The organism is Synechococcus sp. BA-124 BA4, assembly GCF_034931165.1.
Window position 1 is genome coordinate 1 of the sequence record NZ_JAYGIA010000030.1, and the last position, 19349, is coordinate 19349.

The 19349-nt window shown below is 68.3% G+C and carries 16 protein-coding genes and 1 pseudogene; 8 read left to right on the forward strand and 9 right to left on the reverse strand.

Going from position 1 to position 19349, the window contains the following annotated elements; all coding sequences use genetic code 11:
* On the reverse strand, positions 1-1132 hold a 1132-nt coding region (mnmE, locus tag VB734_RS04375; RefSeq protein ID WP_323242977.1), incomplete at its 3' end, for a tRNA uridine-5-carboxymethylaminomethyl(34) synthesis GTPase MnmE.
* A 58-nt stretch (positions 1133-1190) separates the two neighbouring features.
* Between mnmE and VB734_RS04380 the strand changes: the two genes are divergently transcribed.
* Positions 1191-1622 carry a DUF2062 domain-containing protein gene (locus VB734_RS04380; RefSeq protein ID WP_416238035.1) on the forward strand — a complete coding sequence of 144 codons (432 nt, stop codon included), beginning with the start codon at positions 1191-1193 and terminating at the stop codon, positions 1620-1622.
* 6 nt (positions 1623-1628) lie between these two features.
* Here VB734_RS04380 and VB734_RS04385 read toward each other — a convergent pair whose 3' ends face one another.
* The gene (locus VB734_RS04385) at positions 1629-1892 is read right to left on the reverse strand and encodes a hypothetical protein (protein WP_322782301.1); all 264 of its coding nucleotides are present in this window, start codon (positions 1890-1892) and stop codon (positions 1629-1631) included.
* Positions 1853-3376 carry a protein adenylyltransferase SelO gene (locus VB734_RS04390; RefSeq protein ID WP_322782300.1) on the reverse strand — a complete coding sequence of 508 codons (1524 nt, stop codon included), beginning with the start codon at positions 3374-3376 and terminating at the stop codon, positions 1853-1855. The genes VB734_RS04385 and VB734_RS04390 overlap by 40 nt, the downstream gene beginning before the upstream one ends.
* A 59-nt stretch (positions 3377-3435) precedes the next feature.
* On the opposite strand from VB734_RS04390, the gene VB734_RS04395 reads away from it, so the two are divergent.
* Entirely contained in the window at positions 3436-5055 is a 1620-nt protein-coding gene (locus VB734_RS04395; protein WP_322782299.1) for a hypothetical protein, read from the forward strand.
* Between the two features lie 72 nt (positions 5056-5127).
* A complete protein-coding gene (locus tag VB734_RS04400) occupies positions 5128-6726 on the forward strand; it encodes a hypothetical protein (protein WP_322782298.1) in 1599 nt (532 codons plus the stop codon).
* Here the strand turns inward: VB734_RS04400 and VB734_RS04405 are convergent.
* The gene (locus VB734_RS04405) at positions 6723-9122 is read right to left on the reverse strand and encodes a bifunctional (p)ppGpp synthetase/guanosine-3',5'-bis(diphosphate) 3'-pyrophosphohydrolase (protein WP_322782634.1); all 2400 of its coding nucleotides are present in this window, start codon (positions 9120-9122) and stop codon (positions 6723-6725) included. The genes VB734_RS04400 and VB734_RS04405 overlap by 4 nt on opposite strands.
* 105 nt (positions 9123-9227) lie before the next feature.
* Between VB734_RS04405 and VB734_RS04410 the strand changes: the two genes are divergently transcribed.
* On the forward strand, positions 9228-10847 hold the full coding sequence (locus VB734_RS04410; protein ID WP_322782297.1) for an ABC transporter ATP-binding protein: 1620 nt from the start codon (positions 9228-9230) through the stop codon (positions 10845-10847).
* A gap of 3 nt (positions 10848-10850) precedes the next feature.
* The gene (locus tag VB734_RS04415; protein WP_322782296.1) at positions 10851-12161 is read left to right on the forward strand and encodes a ClC family H(+)/Cl(-) exchange transporter; all 1311 of its coding nucleotides are present in this window, start codon (positions 10851-10853) and stop codon (positions 12159-12161) included.
* A gap of 33 nt (positions 12162-12194) precedes the next feature.
* Here VB734_RS04415 and VB734_RS04420 read toward each other — a convergent pair whose 3' ends face one another.
* From VB734_RS04420 to VB734_RS04430, 3 genes are read right to left on the reverse strand one after another with little or no spacing between them, the layout of a single operon-like run.
* Positions 12195-13163, reverse strand: a complete 969-nt coding sequence (locus VB734_RS04420; protein ID WP_322782295.1) for an RluA family pseudouridine synthase — start codon at positions 13161-13163, stop codon at positions 12195-12197.
* Positions 13160-14071 (reverse strand): ribosome biogenesis GTPase YlqF, encoded by a 912-nt coding sequence (gene ylqF / locus VB734_RS04425; RefSeq protein WP_197161969.1) that lies wholly within the window; start codon positions 14069-14071, stop codon positions 13160-13162. Before ylqF ends, VB734_RS04420 begins: the two co-directional genes overlap by 4 nt.
* Positions 14071-14454, reverse strand: coding sequence for a universal stress protein (locus VB734_RS04430; protein ID WP_197161966.1), 384 nt, complete (start codon positions 14452-14454; stop codon positions 14071-14073). The genes ylqF and VB734_RS04430 overlap by 1 nt, the downstream gene beginning before the upstream one ends.
* Positions 14455-14591: 137 nt before the next feature.
* On the opposite strand from VB734_RS04430, the gene VB734_RS04435 reads away from it, so the two are divergent.
* Positions 14592-15797 carry a phosphoglycerate kinase gene (locus tag VB734_RS04435; RefSeq protein WP_322782294.1) on the forward strand — a complete coding sequence of 402 codons (1206 nt, stop codon included), beginning with the start codon at positions 14592-14594 and terminating at the stop codon, positions 15795-15797.
* Between the two features lie 819 nt (positions 15798-16616).
* Here VB734_RS04435 and VB734_RS04440 read toward each other — a convergent pair.
* Positions 16617-17024, reverse strand: a complete 408-nt coding sequence (locus VB734_RS04440; protein ID WP_197161961.1) for a hypothetical protein — start codon at positions 17022-17024, stop codon at positions 16617-16619.
* Positions 17025-17095: 71 nt separating this feature from the next.
* Between VB734_RS04440 and VB734_RS04445 the strand changes: the two genes are divergently transcribed.
* On the forward strand, positions 17096-18034 hold the full coding sequence (locus VB734_RS04445) for an NAD(P)-dependent oxidoreductase (protein ID WP_197161958.1): 939 nt from the start codon (positions 17096-17098) through the stop codon (positions 18032-18034).
* Here the strand turns inward: VB734_RS04445 and VB734_RS04450 are convergent.
* A complete protein-coding gene (locus VB734_RS04450) occupies positions 18024-18773 on the reverse strand; it encodes a hypothetical protein (RefSeq protein ID WP_197161955.1) in 750 nt (249 codons plus the stop codon). The genes VB734_RS04445 and VB734_RS04450 overlap by 11 nt on opposite strands.
* Positions 18774-18845: 72 nt before the next feature.
* Between VB734_RS04450 and VB734_RS04455 the strand changes: the two are divergent.
* A pseudogene (locus VB734_RS04455) lies at positions 18846-19301 on the forward strand (UDP-N-acetylglucosamine--N-acetylmuramyl-(pentapeptide) pyrophosphoryl-undecaprenol N-acetylglucosamine transferase); the annotation flags it as partial.
* Positions 19302-19349: the final 48 nt, after the last annotated feature.

Consider the following 19349-nt stretch of genomic DNA (forward strand, 5'->3'; position numbering starts at 1 on the left):
GGCCCAGGCTGTGGCCGCAGCGGGACAGCAGGGCCTCGGCCAAGGCCTCGAGGCCGCTGCCCGTGAGGGCACTGATCACCACATCAACCTGGGCCGGGGGTGCTCCTGCGGCCCTGTCAGCTTTGTTGCCCACCACGAGCGACGGCACGCCTGCGGGCATCTGGGCATGGAGCTCCGCGTCGGCTTGTGTCCAGCCCTGAGCGAGGTCCACCAGCAGCAGCACCGCGTCGGCGCTGGCCAGGGCCTGGCGGCTGCGTTCGATGCCCAGCCGCTCCACAGGGTCGTCGGTGGAGCGGATGCCCGCGGTGTCCAGCAGGGTGAGCGGCACCCCCTGCAGCACCAGTTCGCTCTCCAGCAGATCGCGGGTGGTGCCCGGCAGCTCGGTCACGATCGCGCGCTCCCGGCGGCTGAGGGCATTGAGCAGGCTGGATTTGCCCACATTGGGGCGGCCGATGATCGCCACCTTCAGTCCCTCGCGCAGCAGCTGGCCCACGCTCGCCTCCGCCACCAGAACCTTCAGCTCCTGACGCACCGCCTCCAGCTCCACCACCAGGGCCTGCGGATCGAGAGGGGGCAGATCCTCCTCGAAGTCAACCCGGGCCTCCAGCTCCGCCAGCTGATCGAGCAGACGCTCCCGCAGGGTGCCGATCCGCCGCTGCAGGCCGCCATCGAGGCCCGCCAGGGCCAGCTGGGCCGCCCGCCGGCTTCTTGCCGTGATCAGGTCGCTGATCGCTTCGGCGCGAGTGAGGTCGAGCCGGCCGTTGAGGAAGGCCCTCTGGCTGAACTCCCCCGGCCGCGCCCGGCGCGCACCGCTGCGCAGCACCAGGTCCAGCACATGGGACACGGCGATCAGACCCCCGTGGCAGTGCAGCTCCACCACGTCCTCGCGGGTGAAGCTGCGGGGTGCCTTCATCAGCAGCAGCAGGGCCTCATCCAGCCGCTCCCCGCTGCCTGGATCGCGCACATGTCCGTAAAGCACGCGATGACTCCCCCAGGGCTGATCCCCGGGCGCCTCGAAGAGGTCGCGACCGATGGGCTCCGCCTGGGGTCCGGAGATTCTTACGATCGCCACACTTCCCTCTCCGGGCGCCAGCGCCGTGGCAATCGCAGCAATGGTGTCGTCCGAGTCCAAGCAGCCCGATGGCCAGGGTCCCCGCCAGTCTCGGTGGCGTCGATGGTGGACCGGCGCCCTGATCCGATTCCGGCGCTGGATCCGCTGGCTGTGGGAGCAGGAGGGAAGCCACGGCCAGCGGGCCCGCGGGCTGGCGGCAGGGGTGTTCTGCGGCTGCTACCCCTTCTTCGGGCTCCAGACCCTGCTTGGAGTGGCTCTGGCCAGCCTGGTGAGAGGGAACCATCTGCTGGCGGCTGCCGGGACCTGGATCAGCAACCCGCTCACTTATGTGCCCCTCTACTGGTTCAACTACCAGCTGGGCTGCTGGCTGCTGGGACCCGGCCATGGCTGGCCCAGCATGGCCGTGCTGAAGCAGCAGGGGATCTGGGAGCTGGGCTGGTCCTTCTCCAGCCGGCTGTTGCTGGGCTCCACGATTGTCGGCGCCCTGAGCTCCTCCCTGCTCGGGGTGCTCTATTGGCGCTGGTTGAAGCTCCAGAGCCTGCCGGGTTGATCTCGCTCAGGCATTGCCGAATCCTGGGCACAGCATCAGATCGATATGCCCACCGCTGGGCTGACGCCATTCGCGGAATTCTTCGGCAAGCGCTTTGTGCTCCCTGCGCTTCTGGACAGCATCAAGGGCCTGGAGCCGTTGATGCACCAGATCCAGGGTGTCGTCGATGAGTTGGGCGGCTTGTTCGGAAGTCATGGCAACACATGCCAGAAGGGAATCGGTGAAGGAATTCAGACAGAATCCTGCGCTGGAAGCTGTAGCGCCGAGCACCCGGATCCGGCGCTGTGGCTGGATCCGCACCGGTCCAGCCAGTCATGCAGGGGCTGCCAGTCATCGCGCTCATCGATGGCCGCCCAGATCCTCTCGATGCAGGAACGCACCGGCGGTTCCGGCAGATTCCAGCGCCGCAGGGTGGTGGCGATCGTCGCCTGCCGTTCACTCGAAAGGGCCGAACCGGTGGCCCACCAGGCGTCACGCCAGGCTTGCCAGGTTTCTCGAGGGGGATCGGCCGCAGCGGCCATGAAGGGGCTCAGCTCCCCGGGATCCTGGGGCAGCCCGCAGCGCTCGATCTGATCGGCGAGGGCCGCGAAGAACTCGCCGTAGGCGACCGGCCAGGAGGCCAGCAGCTGCAGGGTCAGCGGAACCGGGTCAGGCCGCTCCGGGTCCAGGGCTGCCGTGGCAAGCGCGTCGAAGCCCAGCCGGCGCATCAGCCGTGCCCGGTAGTGGGAGTCGTAGGCGGGCGCGAAGCGTTCCAACCTGGCTTCGAGCTCAGCTCTGGGCAGCAGCATCGCCAGCGGCTCCTGCAGCAGCCGCAGATTGTGGTGACAGATCAGCGGCTGCCGGCCGTAGGCGTAGAGCCCGCTGTGGTCGAAGTAGGCGGCGGTGAACCCCGGATCCCAGCCTTCGAGGAAGGCGAAGGGGCCGTAATCGAAGCTCTCCCCGGCCAGCGACATGTTGTCGGTGTTGAGCACCCCGTGCGTGAAGCCGGCGGCCATCCACTCCGCCGCCAGCCGCGCCACCCGCTCCACCAGCTCGCCGTAGAAGGCCAGCAGCGCCGGTTCGCTGGTTCCGCCGGACACTTCGGGATGGGCGGCGACGATGCGGGGGTAGTGGTTCGCCACCACATGGCGCAACAGACGCTCGAGGGCTGCGGGCTCTCGCCGGTGCAACAGCCGCTCGCAGCTGCCGAAACGCAGGTGGGTGCGGGCCATGCGCACCATCACGGAGCTGCGGGTCGGAGAGGGCTCGTCCCCCCGCCAGAGGTCCTCGCCTGTTTCCACCAGGCTGAGGGTGCGGCTGGTGGTGACACCCAGTCGATGCAGGGCCTCGGAGGCGATCAGCTCACGCACCCCGCCCTTGAGGGTGAGGCGGCCGTCGCCACCACGGCTCCAGGGGGTGGTGCCGGAGCCCTTGGTACCCAGGTCCTGCAGGTCCCCCCGGCGATCGCGCAGCTGCCCGTAAAGGAAGCCGCGACCGTCTCCCAGGAAGGGGTTGTAGCTGCCGAACTGATAGCCGTGGTAGCGCAGCGCCAGCAGGGGGGTGCGCGCCTCGAATCGGCCATAGGCGGCTTCCAGATCCTGATCACGGACGGCGGCCGGATCGAGGCCGAGCTGGGCCAGCAGATCATCGTTGCGGAAGCGCAACCGGGTGAGTGGGAAGCGGGCCGCCTCCACCACGTCCCAGTAGTCAGGGCCGAGACCCTCAAGCGACGGCTCGAAGGGCAAGGCCAGCAGCGGATTCGGACGCTCGTGCAACACCCCGGACGCCCTTGGCTGGTCGCACCCTAGAAACGAGGCTCGAGACCAGGTCCACCGTGCTGGAATCACCCTCCGGACCAGCAGCTCGTCAGCCGGTCGGGATCGCCCTCACCGGGCTCTGGCTGCTGATCGCCGCAGGACTGGTCCTGCGGCTCTGGCAGGCACCGACGGCCGCTGGCCACTACGACCTGGATGTGGACACCTACCTCCACCTGGGCAGAAGGCTGCTGCACGGTCGACTGATGTACGAGGAGGGCTTCAACGCCAAGTGGCCGATCATCCAGGTGCTCTATGCACCCTCGGCCTGGCTGGGATCGATCCGGGCCCACCGGATGCTGACCCTGCTGCTCAACCTCGGCGGCGGCCTGCTGCTGGCCATGGCGATCCGCCAGCTGGCCCGAGGCGGCCTGCTGCCGCTGCGGGATGGCTCACTGGTGCCGGCCGGCAGCGCCGTTCTGTACGTGACCATGAGCCAGAAGATGCTCGGCGGCCTCTCCGGCCATCTTCACCAGTTCGCCAATGCCTTCCTGGTGCTGGCCCTGGCCGTGCTGGCCCAGCAGCTGCCCGGGACGCGCCGGGTGGGGCTGGCAGCGGCGGGCTTCTGCCTGTTCCTGTCGGTGGCCGTGCGTCCCAACCTGCTGCTGCCCCTGCTGCTGGTGACGCTGGCGCTGCTGCCCTGGCCGGGATCCTGGAGCCGGCGGCGGCGCCTGACGGGCCTGGGCTGGGTGACGGGGGGCGCCGGGCTGGGGGCGGTGCTGATGGGGCTTCCCTACCTGGGGCTCAGCGATGGACCGGCCCGACTCTGGGCGGGAGCGGTGCTTCTGCCGCTGGAGTGGAGCGCCCAGCGCCCAGGGGACCACCAGAGCCTGGGTGAACTGTTCAGGCAGGTGGCGGGAGCATCGGTGGCGGGGGTGGAGCTCTGGATGCTGCTGGTGATCCCGCTGCTTGGCGTGGTGAGCCTGGCCCGTCAGGCCAGGCGAGGCCGGGGAGGTTCCTCCACCCGGAGCCTGATGGTGCCGCTGCTGAGCCTCGTTTTCCTGGGTGGGTTGATCCTCTCCTTCGGCTCCACCCACTTCTGGAGGCATTACGTGCTGATGGCGATCGTGCCGGTGGTGCTGATCGTGGCCAGCGGCATGGCCACCCTGGAGCGGTCCTCCAGCCGCGGACTGCGGCGAACAGGCACCGCCTTCGCCCTTGCGCTCTCGCTGATCCTGATGAACAACGTGTTCGTGGCGGAGATCCTGGCCGTAGGGGCAGACGCCAGGGCACCGGATGCGGTGGAGGTCGATCGGGAGCGGTTGATCCAGCAGCTGCGAACCCTGAAGGGAGAAGCTGGCACTTTCACCTCACCCCAGGATTTCTCCCTGCACTGGCAGCTGGATCAGCCTTCCTCCACCGTGGGGGTTCACCCCAGCTGGAGCCTGGATCCCTACGGGATGCGACGCTCCTGGGCAACCGATCGGATCGGCCTGGCCATCAGCGACGAACAGGCCTGTGCCCAGCTCACCGACCCGCGCCACCGTCACCTGATCTGGACCCGCACCGGGAGGGGAGGTCGCCACAGCGAAGACTTTCTCCTGGAGTGCCTGAACCGCGACGAGCACACCTGGCGGGAGATCACCCAGGACATGGGGCTCACCTCCGGGGGGATCAGGGTCTTCCGCAGAAACCCGTGAAACGGGGTGGCCCATGACCCCTGTCAAGGGTGGCAGCGCCATGCAGACTGTGTTCCAGGTCACCATCTGCCCTTGAGCCGACCACGAATCGCGCTGCTGGGTTTGTGGTGGCTCACCCTGGCGGGACTGGCGGTCCGTGTCTGGCGGGCCAGCACCATCGCCGGCAGCTACGACGGCGAGATCGATTCGCTCCTGGTCCTCGCCCAGCGCGGCCTGCACGGGACCCTGCTGTACCAGGAGAGCTACCTGCGCCAGTGGCCGATTGCCCAGTGGCTGTTCACCCCGTCGGCCTGGCTGGGATCGATCCGGGCCCATCGCCTCCTCGTGCTGGGCCTCGACCTGATGGCGGGCCTGCTGATGGCCCGGGCGGTTCGGAATTTCTCAACCGCGGGTCTGATCCCCCTGCCCCCCCGCTCCCTGGTGCCCCAGGCCTGCGGAGTGCTGCTGGTGGTCCTGGCCCAGAAGCTGCCTGGCGGAATCGCCGGCAGCCTGCACCAGTTCGCCAATGTCTTTCTGGTGCTCGGCGTCTACCTGCTGAGCCTCGCGGCCGATGGACAGGACACAGCCGGCAGCCTCAGGCGTTGGCGCCTGCGCGTGGCCGCCGCGAGCTTCGCCCTGCTGGCGGTGGCCTGTTTCTTCACGCTGATCTATCCCCTCACCCTGGTGGCCGCCCTGGTGCTGGTGCACCACCGCCACCCCGATGCTCTTGCCCGGGCCCTGGCCGCCGGAGCCGCCCTGGGCTGTGCCCTGCTGGTCCTCCCCTACCTGTTCGTGAGCGATGGGCTGGCTCTGCTGTGGGCGGGAGCGGTGGCCCTGCCCCTGGAATGGGCCAGCCAGCAGCTCTGGTGGGGGGAAAACGTGAGCAACCTGTTCAGCGAGCTGGCCCGCATGCCCCTGGCAGGTCTGCCCATCTGGAGCCTGATCCTGATGCCCGGCGCCGGCCTGCTGCTGATCGCCAGGCGTGCCTGGGGGGCCGGGACCAGACCCCAGGAGCGGCTGCTGCTGGTGCCCGCACTGGCCAGCGTGTTTCTGCTGGAGCTGATCTGGTCGTTCCAGCGCACCGATTTCGATGGCCACGACGGTCTGTTGATCGTGGTTCCCCTGGTGCTGATCACGGCCGCGGGGATGGCGGAGCTGGAGAGGACCAGGCGCCGTTCGCTGCGCGTCGGCGCCTTCACAGGCAGCCTGATCCTCTCGCTGATCCTGTTCAACAACATCGCCATCGCCGAGGTTTTCGGCTCACCGTCGCGGCCACCCGAGCTGGTCGCGGCTCTGGAGCAGGACCGCGCCGAGCTGCGCCGTTACTTCAGCGGCCTTCCCGAAGCTGATCGAGGCTTCACGGCGCCCCAGGACCCTGCCCTGCAATGGCAACTGAGGGTGCCGGCCAGCACCGTGGGCATCGGCCCCAGGTGGAGCCTCAACCCCCAGGGCCTCAGGGCGTCATGGGCCACCCGCACGATCGGCCTGCCTGTGGGCCAGGCCCAGATCTGCGCCCAGCTGCTTCAGCCCGCGAATCGCCACCTGGTCTGGACCCGCACCGACCCCGAGGGGCCCAACACCGAGGACTTCCTGAGGCAGTGTCTCAAGCTGGACAAGGGTCGCTGGCAGGAGCTCACCGGGGAGCTGGGACTGCGCACCGGAGAGTTCAAACTGTTCCGCCGCGAGGCCTAACCGATGCCGGTGCGGCAGAGGTCGAGCACGTCAGCCATCGAGCGGATCTGATCCATGGTGGTGCCCAGCTGGCTGGCGCTGGCGAGCTCGACCTTGAGGTCGATCCGGGCGGGTTTGCCGTAGGCCGTGCGCACCCTGGCGTCACTGACGTTGATGCGGCTGTCGGAAAGGCGCGTGAGGATGTCCTTGAGCACGCCGACACGATCCAGCACCTCGATGCGGATCTGCACCGGATAGCGGCGGCGCTGCTGGTCGGCCGCCGGATTCCAGCGCACGGGCAACCGGCGCTCGACCGGGACGGCAGCCACATTGCTGCAGTCCTGGCGGTGAATGGTGATGCCATGGTTCCCCAGGGCGACACTGCCCACGATCGCCTCGCCGGGGAGGGGGCAGCAGCAGCCCCCAAGCCGGTACTCCAGGCCCTCGAGCCCCAGGATCGGGCTGCCGCCGCTCTCCGCAGGAGACGGCGGGGGCAGCATCGGCTGGTCCGAAACGCTGCGGGCCAGGTCTTCATTGCTGAGCACCGGTGCCGCTGCCGCGGTGCTGAGGCGCACCTCCTCGCGCAGACGGTTGACCACCTGCTGCAGAGTGACGCCACCGAAGCCGAGGGCGGCCAGCAGGTCCTCGGTGCCCACCAGATTGCAGCGGCGGGCCACCTTGGCGATCGCCTCGCCGTTGAGCAGAGCGTCGAAGCCGTCACGTCCCAGCTCCCGCTCGAGCATGGCGGTCCCCCGCTGGATGTTGTCCTGGCGGTGGCTGCGCTTGTACCACTGACGGATGCGGTTGCGGGCGGTGGGTGTCGCCACGAAGTTGAGCCAGTCGAGGCTCGGATGCGCCGACTTCGCCGTGATGATCTGCACGAAGTCACCGTTGCGCAGCGGCGTGGCCAGCGGGCAGAGACGGTCATTGATGCGCACGCCCTGGCAGTGGTTCCCCACTTCCGAGTGGATGCGGAAGGCAAAATCCACGGCCGTGGAGCCCTTGCGCAACCCCACCACATCCCCCTGGGGCGTGAACACGAAAACCTCCTCGTCGAAGAGGTCTTCCTTGATGGACGCGAGATAGTCGCTGCTGTCTTCGCCGCCATCATCCTGCTGCCAGTCAACCAGTTGGCGCAGCCAGTTGAAGCGTTCGGCGGCTCCGGCCGAGGCCGGTGATCCCCCCTCCTTGTATTTCCAGTGGGCCGCGATTCCGTACTCCGCCACCTGGTGCATCTCGGTGGTGCGGATCTGCACCTCGATCGGCCGGTGGCGGCCGATGACGGCCGTATGCAGGGACTGATAACCGTTGGGCTTGGGCAGTCCGATGTAGTCCTTGAAGCGGCCGGGGATCGGGCGGAAGGTGTCGTGAACCACCGCCAGGGCGCGATAACAGCTCTCGAGGTTGGGCGTCAGGATGCGCAGGGCCGCCACATCGAAGATCTCGTGGAAGGCCTTCTGCTGCATCTGCATCTTGCTCCAGATGCCATAGAGATGCTTGGGCCGGCCACTCACCTCGCAGTCGTGCAGACCTGCGCCCCGAAGCCGTTGCATCAGCAGGGCCACCGTCGCGGCCAGCCGCTCCTCCCGGTCGCTGCGCTTGCTGGCCACCTGCTGCTTGATCTCGTTGTAGGCCTCGGGCTCCAGGATCTTGAAGGCGAGGTCTTCGAGTTCCCACTTGAAGCGACCGATGCCGAGGCGGTTGGCCAGGGGCGCGTAGATCTCGCGGGTTTCGCGGGCGATGCGCTGCTGCTTCTCGGGCTTGAGGGCCCCGAGGGTGCGCATGTTGTGGAGTCGGTCCGCGAGCTTCACCAGCACCACGCGGATGTCGCTGGCCATGGCCAGGAACATGCGGCGCAGGTTCTCGGCCTGGGCTTCGGTGTGGTTGGTGAAGTGAATGCCGCCCAGCTTGGTGACCCCCTCCACCAGAGCGCGCACCTCGGCACCGAAATGGACCTCGAGGTCTTCAGGTGTGACATCGGTGTCCTCGACCACGTCGTGCAGGAAACCTGCAGCGATCACCCCCGCGCTGGCGCCGATGTCGCGCAGCAGGTCAGCGACGGCCACCGGATGAATGATGTAGGGCTCGCCTGTGGCTCTCACCTGGCCGTCGTGGAGCTGGAAGGCGAAATCAAAAGCGGCCGCCAGCAGAGCTTCAGGATCGGTGGGGCAGGTCTCCCCATCGCCAGGGGGCACGTGGAGGATGCACTCCCTGAGCCACTCGGGCAGTTTCACCCCGTAGTCGTCGGGGGTGCGGATCGGCCTCCGTCGCAGACCTGGGGCCGGGGACGAATCACCCTCGGGGGGCGGCGGATCATCACTGCCAGCGACAAGCCCGGGGCTCAGCCCGGCAACCCGTTCGGTGCCGAGGCTCTCGCCCGCAACGTTGTCCTTGATTCCAACGGCGGTATCGAGCATCACCGGACGCTTCTGCACCCATCGTATGCAGATCACGCAACAAAACCACGTCTGCAGCCGCAGCTCTCCCATGCTGGGCCAGCACGTCCTGATCCGCCGCGTCCCATGGCCGTCACGCGTGCCACCGAGCCGGTGCTGGAGATCAGCGACCTGATCGTGAGCTACCCGGGCAGCAGCGGAGCGCCGACCCTCGATGGCCTCAACCTGCGCCTGGGCTCCGGTGACACCCTCGCGCTGGTGGGTCCATCCGGCTGCGGAAAGAGCACAGTCGCGCGGGCCGTGCTGCAGTTGCTCCCACCCGGCAGCCGCTGCAGCGGCTGCCTGCGGCTGGCCGGCGAGGACCCCCGCGAGCTGAAGCGTCCGGCCCTGCGCCGACTGCGGGGGGAGGCCGTGGGGCTGGTGTTCCAGGACCCGATGACGAGGCTGAACCCGCTGCTGCGCATCGGTGAGCACCTCAGCGACACCCTCTCGGCCCATCGTCCCGACTGGGATCGGGCCAGGGTGCGCCAGCGAGTGCGGCAACTGCTGGAGCGGGTGGGCATCGGCACGGATCGCTACGGGAGCTATCCCCATGAGTTCAGCGGCGGCATGCGCCAGCGGCTGGCGATCGCCCTGGCCATGGCCCTGGAGCCTGCGCTGGTGATCGCCGATGAGCCCACCACCAGCCTGGATGTGGCCGTGGCGGCCCAGGTGATGGCCGAGCTCACCGACCTCTGCCGGGACAGCGGCAGTGCCCTGCTGCTGATCACCCACGACCTCGCCATGGCGGGGCGTTGGTGCCAGCGCATCGCGGTGCTCGACCATGGTCAGGTGGTGGAGGAGGGCCCGGCCGGCAGCCTGCTGAGCGCTCCGAAGGCACCGCTCAGCCAGCGGCTGGTGGCGGCGGCCCGTGCCCGGGAAGGCAGCCACACCCCGCCCTCGACCGACACGGCACCCCTGCTGGAACTCGAGGAACTGCGCTGCTGGCATCCCCTGCCCTCAGCGCCCTGGCGACGGCGCTGGCTGAAGGCCGTCGATGGAGTGAGCCTGCGCCTTGGGCCGGGCGAAACCCTCGGGGTGGTGGGAGCATCAGGCTGCGGCAAGAGCACCCTCTGCCGTGCCCTGATGGGTCTGACGCCGGTGCGGGGAGGCCGCGTGAGCCTGGAGGGCCGCGACCTGCTCCGGATGGACGGGGCTGAGCTCGCCCGGGCCCGCCGCAGCCTGCAGATGGTGTTCCAGGATCCGCTGGCCTGCCTCAATCCGAGCATGACGGTGGGGGAGGCGGTGGCGGATCCGCTGCTGATCCATGGCCTGGCGAGCCGCTCCGAAGCCCGGGCCAGGGCCCGTGACGGGCTGGCCACCGTGGGGCTGGAGCCGCCGGAGCTCTACGAGAACCGCCTGCCGCGGCAGCTCTCCGGCGGCCAGCAGCAACGGGTGGCCATCGCCCGCGCCCTGGTGCTGGAGCCGAAGGTGCTGCTCTGCGATGAGAGCGTGAGCATGCTCGACGCCGAGGTTCAGGCGGAGGTGCTGGCCCTGCTGCGGCAGCTTCAGGGCCGTCTCGGCCTGGGCTTGATCTTCGTGACTCACGACCTGGCTGTGGCCGGCGGCTTCTGCCAGCGGCTGATCGTGCTCGACGGGGGGCGAATCGTGGAGGAAGGGCCCGCCGGAGCGATGCTCGAGCGGCCCCAGGCCGTGATCACGCGCCAGCTGGTGGATGCCTGCCCCCGGTTGCCGGCACCGGCCTGAGCCATGTCCGTCCAGCCCCCGACACCCCGGCAGAAGATCAGGCACCTGCTGAGGCTGTTTGTGCTGGTCAATGCGATCGGCATCGGGGTCGCCGTGGCGATCTGGGTCTACGGACTGGAGATCCAGACGGTGAATGCCCTGCGCCTGCAGCTGGCCAACCACCTGCCTCGCTGGTTCGTGCTGCCGCTGATGGGCCTGCTGGGGGGCGGCATCGCCGGAGCCCTGATCAGTGGTGTGGAGCCCGGAGCCAAGGGATCGGGGATCGTTCAGGTGATGCTCTGGCTGCGGGGGGTGCCGGTGCCCATGGGCTGGCGGGTGGCGGTGGTGAAGCTGCTGGCCAGTGGCGTGGCGATCGGCGGGGGGATCCCGGTGGGGCCCGAGGGGCCGTCGATCCAGATCGGAGCCTCCCTGGCCAGGGAATCCGCCGATCGGCTCTCAAGGAAAGACCCTCAGCAAAGCCTGGCGGTGGCCATCGGCAGTGGCGCCGGGCTGGCGGCCGTGTTCCACTCCCCCCTCGGTGGCGCGATGTACACGATCGAGGAGCTGCTCAAACGCTCCGACGTCCGCACCAACGCCATCGCCACCTTCGCCACCTTCGCCACGATCGCCTGGACCCGTCTGCTCACGACGGCGTCGGTGGGGCCGGCCTGGCTGAGGGAACTGATGCCGATCATCCCCTACCCCAGTCGCCTCGATGATTTCCGTCTGGTGGATGTGCCGATCCTGCTGGTGCTGGGAGTGCTCGCCGGTGGCTTGGCGGTGCTGTACCAGCGGGGGATCCTGCGGCTGCGCCTGACCCTGCGGCCCCTGCGGCTGGAGGCCTGGCAACTGCTGCCGCTGGTGGGTCTGATGATCGGCCTGGGCTGGTCGCTCCTGCCGGACAGCTTCGACAACCCCGACAGTCTCGACTTCGACGCCCTGCTGGGGTTGAGCACCCCCTCCACCGCCCTGGTGGCCCTGGGGGTCCAGGGGGTGGGCACAGCCGTGGCCGTGGCGGCAGAGGCCCCGGGCGGCTTTCTGGCACCGGCCCTGGTGGTGGGCGCCTCCCTGGGCACCCTGGTGCAGCAGCTCTGCCTGCTGCTGTTCTCCTATGCCCCGGCCACCTTGCTCTTCGCCGGCGGCGGCGCCTTCCTGGGGGCCCTCACGCGCACCCCGCTGACGGCCATCCTGCTCACCTTCGAGCTGAGCAAGAACTACGCCTTGCTGCTGCCGATCGGCTTTGCGGTGCTCACCGCCATCGCCGTGGCCGACCAGCTCGAGCGACTCACCCTGTTCGACGTGATGCTCGAGGAAGCCAGCCCAGGCTCCCGCTGAGTGCACCAGGGCCCGCGTCTGCCGCTCAGACCGTCAGATCCCCGACGCGGAGGGGTTGAGGCGCTGACGCAGGGAGGTGAGCAGGGCCTGGAACACCGGCGGCAGAGGAGCTTCGAAGACCAGACGCTCACCGCTGATCGGATGATCGAGGCCGAGGGCCACCGCATGCAGGGCCTGGCCAGGCAGCTCCAGCGGCAGCTTGCGGCAGCGGCTGTAGGTGGCATCACCCACGATCGGATGGCCGATGTGGGCGCAGTGGACCCGGATCTGATGGGTGCGGCCGGTGTCGAGCCGGAAGCGCAGCAGGGAGTAATCGCCGAGGCGCTCGATCAGGGTCCAGTGGGTGCAGGCGAAGCGACCCTTCTCCTCGGCCACCACGGCGTACTTCTTGCGATCGGCGGGATGACGGCCGATCGCCCCCACGATCGTTCCACTCCCGAGCGCCGGCGACCCATGCACGACGGCCAGGTATTCCCTTGAGGCCACCCGTTTCTGGATCTGCACCTGCAGCCGCACCAGGGCTTCCTGGCTCTTGGCGACCACGATGCATCCGGTGGTGTCCTTGTCGAGGCGATGCACGATTCCGGGGCGCATCTCGCCGCCGATCCCGGGCAGATCGGGGCAGTGGTGCAGCAGACCGTTCACCAGCGTGCCGTCGCGGTTGCCCGGAGCCGGATGCACGGTGAGGCCCGCCGGCTTGTTGAGCACGATCAGGTGGACATCCTCGTAGAGCACATCGAGGGGGATCGGCTGCGGCATCAGGTAGGGCAGTGGCTCAGGCGGCGGCATCCACAGCTGCACCTCGTCGTGGAGCCGCAGGGGAGTCTTGGCCCGCCCCGTGACGCCGTTGACCCGCACGTAGCCGGCATCGATGAACTTCTGGATGCGGGCCCGGCTCTGCTCGGGCCGCTGGGCCACGAGCCAGCGGTCGAGCCGCATCGGCAGCGGCTTCGGGTACTGGAGCGTGAGCAGCTCCCCCTCTCCTTCACCGAAGCCCGTCATGCCGGATCAGGAGGCAGTTCCAGGGCGATCGGGCCGAGAAGGGAGCGGCGGAAGTCGTCAAGCAGGCGCTGGGCCATGCGGGCGGTATCGCCGCTGGTGTGGCGTGCGGCGGCGGCCTCCAGCCAGTTCCAGCCATCCATCGGGGAGGGCACCGGCACGCTGTAGCGCCCCAGCACGCCACCGGAAGAGATCCCCGCCGCCGGGTGCCGCTGCAGCGACTCGAGCAGGTGCAGGAACGCCACGGCCACGGCCTCGCCGTCATAGGCGGCCTGGCCGATGTCGTCGCAGAGGGCCAGCAGCAGGGCGGCGCGCTGGTCATCGAGGCGTGGCGGCAGGACGCCGGGGGCATCGAGCAGATCCAGCTCCTGGCCCAGGCGCACCCAGCGCAGGGTGCGGGTGACCCCGGCACGGCGGGCGCTGTCGACCACCTTCTGACGTACGAGGCGGTTGATCAGGGCCGATTTGCCCACGTTGGGGAAGCCGAGCATGAGGGCGCGCACCGGCCGCGGCCGCATGCCCCGGCCTGCCCGGCGGGCGTTGAGCTGGGATCCGGCGCGGATCGCAGCCTCCTGCAGCTGCTTCACCCCGGTGCCCACCTTGGCGTCGCACCACCAGGGGGTCTCGCCCCGCTCACGCAGCCAGAGGTCCCAGGCCTGGCGGGCCGCTTCGCTGATCATGTCGCGGCGGTTGATCACCAGCAGACGCGGCTTGGCCTTCATCCAGCGCTGCAGGCGGGGATGGCCGGTGGCCCGGGGAATGCGGGCATCGCGCACCTCGATCACCAGGTCCACCTTGGCGAGCTGGGTGAACAGCTGCCGTTCCGCCTTGGCGATGTGCCCCGGATACCACTGGATTGCGGGAGCCGACTGGCTGAGGCCCTCGCCAGCGGGCGTGGCGATGCCCTCCATCAAGGCACCACCAGCACAGGGCAGGGGGCCAGCTGGATCACCCGCGACGCCGTGCTGGGCTGATCGGCATCGAGGGACAGTCCGCGGGTGCCCATCACGATCAGGTCGGCATCGATCTCATCGGCCACATCTCCGATCACGAAGGCAGGCCGCCCTTCCCGCTCGATGACGTCACAGGCCACACCAGCCTGCTCGAAATGGCTGCGGGCCTGCTCCAGAAGTCGCGCCACGGCAGCGGCATCGTGCATCACGCCCTCTTCGGCCTCCACCACGGAGAGCACCACCAGACGGCTGCCATGCTGCTGGGCCAGCTTCAGGGCAAAGGCCGCCGTGTCCATGGTCTGGCGGCTCTGGTCGATCGGAAACAGAACAGTGTTGAACATGGGTTCGCCATCCAGTGGTCGCCATCCCGGCGCAAGGGTCGGACAGAACGCGCCGCCCCACTTGTCCTAGCGCCCGCCTGGGACCCGGGCCGGGGGCCGCAGGTTAATCTCTCCCATCCTCGACCTCCCCAGACCCCATGGCGAAGCGATCCCTGACCAGCCTGTCCGCGGCCGATCTGCAAGGCAAGCGTGTTCTGGTGCGGGTCGACTTCAACGTACCTCTGGATGAGAGCGGTGCCATCACCGATGACACCCGCATCCGTGCGGCCCTGCCCACCATCCACGACCTCATCTCCAAGGGCGCCAGGGTGATCCTGGCCGCCCACTTCGGCCGGCCCAAGGGCGAGGTGAACGAAGCGATGCGCCTCACCCCGGTGGCCGCCCGTCTGAGCGAGCTTCTGGGCAAGCCGGTCGTCAAAACCGACAGCTGCATCGGCCCCGATGCCGAGGCCAAGGTGGCGGCCATGGCCGACGGGGATGTGGTGCTGCTGGAGAACGTGCGGTTCTTCGCCGAAGAAGAGAAGAACGACACCGAATTCGCCAAAAAGCTGGCAGCTCTGGCCGAGGTGTATGTGAACGACGCTTTCGGCGCCGCCCACCGGGCCCATGCCTCCACCGAAGGGGTGACCGAATACCTCAAGCCGAATGTGGCCGGTCACCTGATGGAGAAGGAGCTGCAGTATCTGCAGGGCGCCATCGATGAGCCCAAGCGTCCCCTGGCGGCGATCGTGGGCGGCTCCAAGGTGAGCAGCAAGATCGGCGTGCTCGAAGCCCTGATCGACAAGTGCGACAAGGTCCTGATCGGCGGCGGCATGATCTTCACCTTCTACAAGGCCCGTGGCCTGGCGGTGGGCAAGAGCCTCGTCGAGGAAGACAAGCTCGAGCTGGCCAGGGAGCTGGAGGCCAAGGCCAAGGCCAAGGGCGTGCAGCTGCTGCTGCCCACCGACGTGGTGCTGGCCGACGCCTTCTCACCCGACGCCAAGACCCTCACCACCTCGGTGAACGTGATCCCCGACGGCTGGATGGGTCTGGATATCGGCCCGGATTCGCTCAAGGCCTTCCAGGCCGCTCTGGCCGACTGCAAGACGGTGATCTGGAACGGGCCGATGGGCGTGTTCGAGTTCGACAAGTTCGCCGCCGGCACCAACGGTGTGGCCCACACCCTGGCGGACCTGAGCGCCAAGGGCTGCTGCACCATCATCGGTGGCGGGGATTCGGTGGCGGCGGTGGAAAAGGTGGGCGTGGCCGAGAAGATGAGCCACATCTCCACCGGCGGTGGTGCCAGCCTCGAACTGCTGGAAGGCAAGGTGCTCCCGGGCGTCGCCGCCCTCGACGACGTCTGATCGCCTGATCGGCACAGGCCAGGGACGTGGGGGCAGGCTTGGGCGAAGGAGGAGCCTGCCCCATGAACTCGCCTGTGATCGGATCCTGCCGTCAGCTCTGAAGCTCTCCGTTGACACGATCACGGCCGTTTCCGACACTGACCCAATCCCCATCGAAACTCCGGAAGGTGAATGACAGGGGCTGTTCGACGTACTCGGCAGTGTACTCGGATTTGACCGGAGATCCCACCGCAATCTCCAGGGAAGTCCGCATGAAGTCTTGATATTGACTGGCATCGACTACCCCAATCCATCGGGTTGGGTGCGTTGCGAAGATTGCCAATGAATATGGCTAAAGCATGCCCAAGCTGTCCTATTTCGTCGCTGTTCGGCGCGAGGAAAGCCATGACCTCCTCGCAGAGAATCGCGGAATACGAGATGACCTCAGGCACCGAAGGAGTGGCAGACTCCCCAGATTTTTCGTTCCAAATCCATGCTTGAAGCCCAACAACATCCAAACTTCAACCAGATTTCACAGAGCGGGACGAACAGCCCGGAAGTCCACAGGTAGTTACCCTTATCTCACTCAGCCAATCCCGCCATCCAAAAGCAGGCCGGAGAGCAACTCGACAGCCTGCAGGTTGTGAGGAACACAAGAAAACCCTGACCACGGAAAGGGGCAGGACAACGGTCCGATGAGGCCAGTACACTCTCATCCCCCTGACCGGATTCAGCCGGCTTTGGCCATCCCTTGGATCGAGGAGTGCTGTTCACACGTGGTCCTGGCCTTGACCTCAATGTCCAGCGTTTCCGTCATCCGGCCAGCCGACCGACGCTGCCTCACGTGCCGCGGGCGCCCTTGCCGTCCCGACCGTCGCGGACCGGCAAACCCAGCCGCTGATGCAGGGCCCGTGCCTCCTCCCGGTTCCGGTTCATCAGATCACGCTTGGCCTGGCGTTCCGTCTGGCGGCAGGCGCTGAGTGCCTCCAGGTCCCTGGCTTCGTCGAGACAACGCTGTCCCTTCTGGAGGATGGCGATCATGTCGGCATGGGCCCGCAACGAGAGACTGCGCTGCCCCTTGAACAACTCATTTTTCTGACTGGGGGTCAGCTGGATACGCGTGGGAGATGTCCGGTCACCGGGAGCAGCGCCGGGCTGGGCCTGGCCTGAGCCCACCTGCAGCAGCATCGACAGGGCAGCCGCCGCGGGCGGGATCAGCACAAGCTGGGCATTGCGGATGACGGACATGACGATAAGGATTCCCAAGAACCATGCTCCGGTAGCTGGATGTCCAGGTGCCAACTGAACGGGCAGAACCGATGACCAGATCTTTCCCCGGAGGCCCGGAGCAACCGGGCTGTCAGGGCCATCCAGCCGTGGCCTTCCTCGGACTGGGGGCCCTTGGAGCCCCGATGGCGACCAGGCTGCTGGCGGCCGGCTTCCCCCTCATCGTCCACAACCGCACCAGGACCGCGGAAGAGCCGCTGGCCTCCTCAGGGGCCACCAGGGCCGCCACGGCTGCGGAGGCGGCTGCCTCCGCCGAACTGATCGTCCTCTGCCTCAGTGATGACGCCGCCGTCGAGGAGGTGCTCTTTGCCCCGGCCGGAGTGGCCGAGGCCGTGACTCCAGGCTCCCTGGTGATCGACTTCTCCACGATTGCGGCGGCCACCAGCCAGCGTCTGGCCGCCCGCCTGGGTGAGCTGGGGGTGGGCTATCTCGATGCCCCGGTCACCGGAGGCACGGAGGGGGCGCGTGCCGGCACGCTCTCCCTGCTGGTGGGAGGCGCCAGCGACCAGCTGGAGCGGGCCCGGCCCCTGATGGAGGTGGTCGGCAACCGGATCAGCCACTTCGGTCCTGTGGGCTCGGGTCAGCAGGTGAAGGCGGTCAACCAGATCCTGGTGGCCGGGAGCTATGCCGCCTTGGCCGAAGGACTGGCCCTGGCCAGGGCCCTTGGGCTGCCTCTGCAGCAGGTGTGCAACGCCCTCGAGGGGGGCGCCGCCGGCTCCTGGGCCCTGCAGCACCGCGCCAGCCAGATGATCGAGAACACCTACCCCCTCGGCTTCCGGCTGGCCCTGCACCGCAAGGATCTGGCGATCGCTCTCGAAACGGCCTCCACCGCCGGAGTGACCCTGCCGATCAGCACCAGCGTGGCCGGGATCGAAGATGTCCTGATTGCCGCCGGCCACGGCGATGAGGATGTGTCTGCCCTGGCACGGTGGTTCCAGTCAGACGGGGACCTCGAGGCCCTCAGGGAGTGAGCGCGGCCTTGTCGGCGACCACCCGCACACGCTTGGTGGTGCTGACGATGCCCTTGGGGTGCACCAGCAGCACGGCCCACGTCTGGCTGCCGGGCGTCAGAGGCGCCTGCACCGTCTTGAACAACCCTCCACCACCAAGAGCCGCCAGCTCCAGGTCAGGGGTTTCCAGGGCGCTGATCTGAGCCGGTGTGATCGCGGCGATGCCGCCGGCGGCGACCGCCCCATCCAGCGGTTCATCGAAGACCACGTCCACGTCGTAGCGCTGACCGGTGAGCACCGCATCCGGAATCAGCACGCTGACCGGCAGATTCGCCTCACCGCTGCGCAGTGTGGTGGTTTCGCGGATCAGCTCCTGCCCGTTCAGCCGGGAGCCACTGGCACTGAGGGCCAGGAGCTGCTCCGCCTGGAGGGTGTAGCGGAATGGGCCTTCGGAGCGGCTGCCGCTCACCACAATCGCCACGGTGGGGCGGCCATCCCGCAGTGGAGTGCCTGGACTCACCTGCCAGCGGGCATCCGGGAAGCGGTCGCGCAGGATGGCGTAGCGGGCCTCCAGCCGAGCGGGATCCAGGCCGGGACCAGCTTCCACCAGGGCCGACAGACTGGAGGGCTGACCGCTGTTGAGGGCCGTCTCGAGGCTCTGGAGCAGAGCCGGACTCGGCGGAGCGGCCTTGGCGGCCGGCAGGGCCGCGACCACCGAGGCCGCGAGCAACACGGCGAGAAACGGGCGGGACTGCGGCATCGAGGTCAGCCATGGCGGCCCTTTTAAGTTAGGCGCGCCCCGGTAGCGCGACGCGCGCATCAGCGAAGCTCCATGTCCAGGCTCCTGATCGCGGCCAGCGGCACTGGCGGACATCTGTTCCCTGCCCTGGCGGTGGCCGAGGCCCTGCCCGATGGCTGGCAGGTGCAGTGGCTGGGGGTGCCCAACCGCCTCGAGACCGAGCTCGTGCCCAGGCGCTACCCGCTGCACACGATCCGGGCTGGGGGACTGCAGGGCAAGGGGCTGCAGAAGCTCTGGCAGCTGATACGCCTGATCGGCTCCAGCGTGGCGGTGAGGCGGCTGATCCGCCGGGAGGGCATCAGTCTGGTGTTCAGCACCGGGGGCTATATCGCCGCCCCGGCGATCCTGGCGGCCCGCTGGTGCGGTGTGCCGGTGGTGGTGCATGAATCCAATGCCATCCCGGGAGGGGTCACCCGCCTGCTCGGCCGTCACTGCAGCCGGGTTTCGCTTGCGACCGCGCCGTCTGCGTCCAGCTCCAGCCGGTGCAGGGCCTGACCGGCCAGCGCCGTGACATAGAGATCGCCATCATGGATGGCC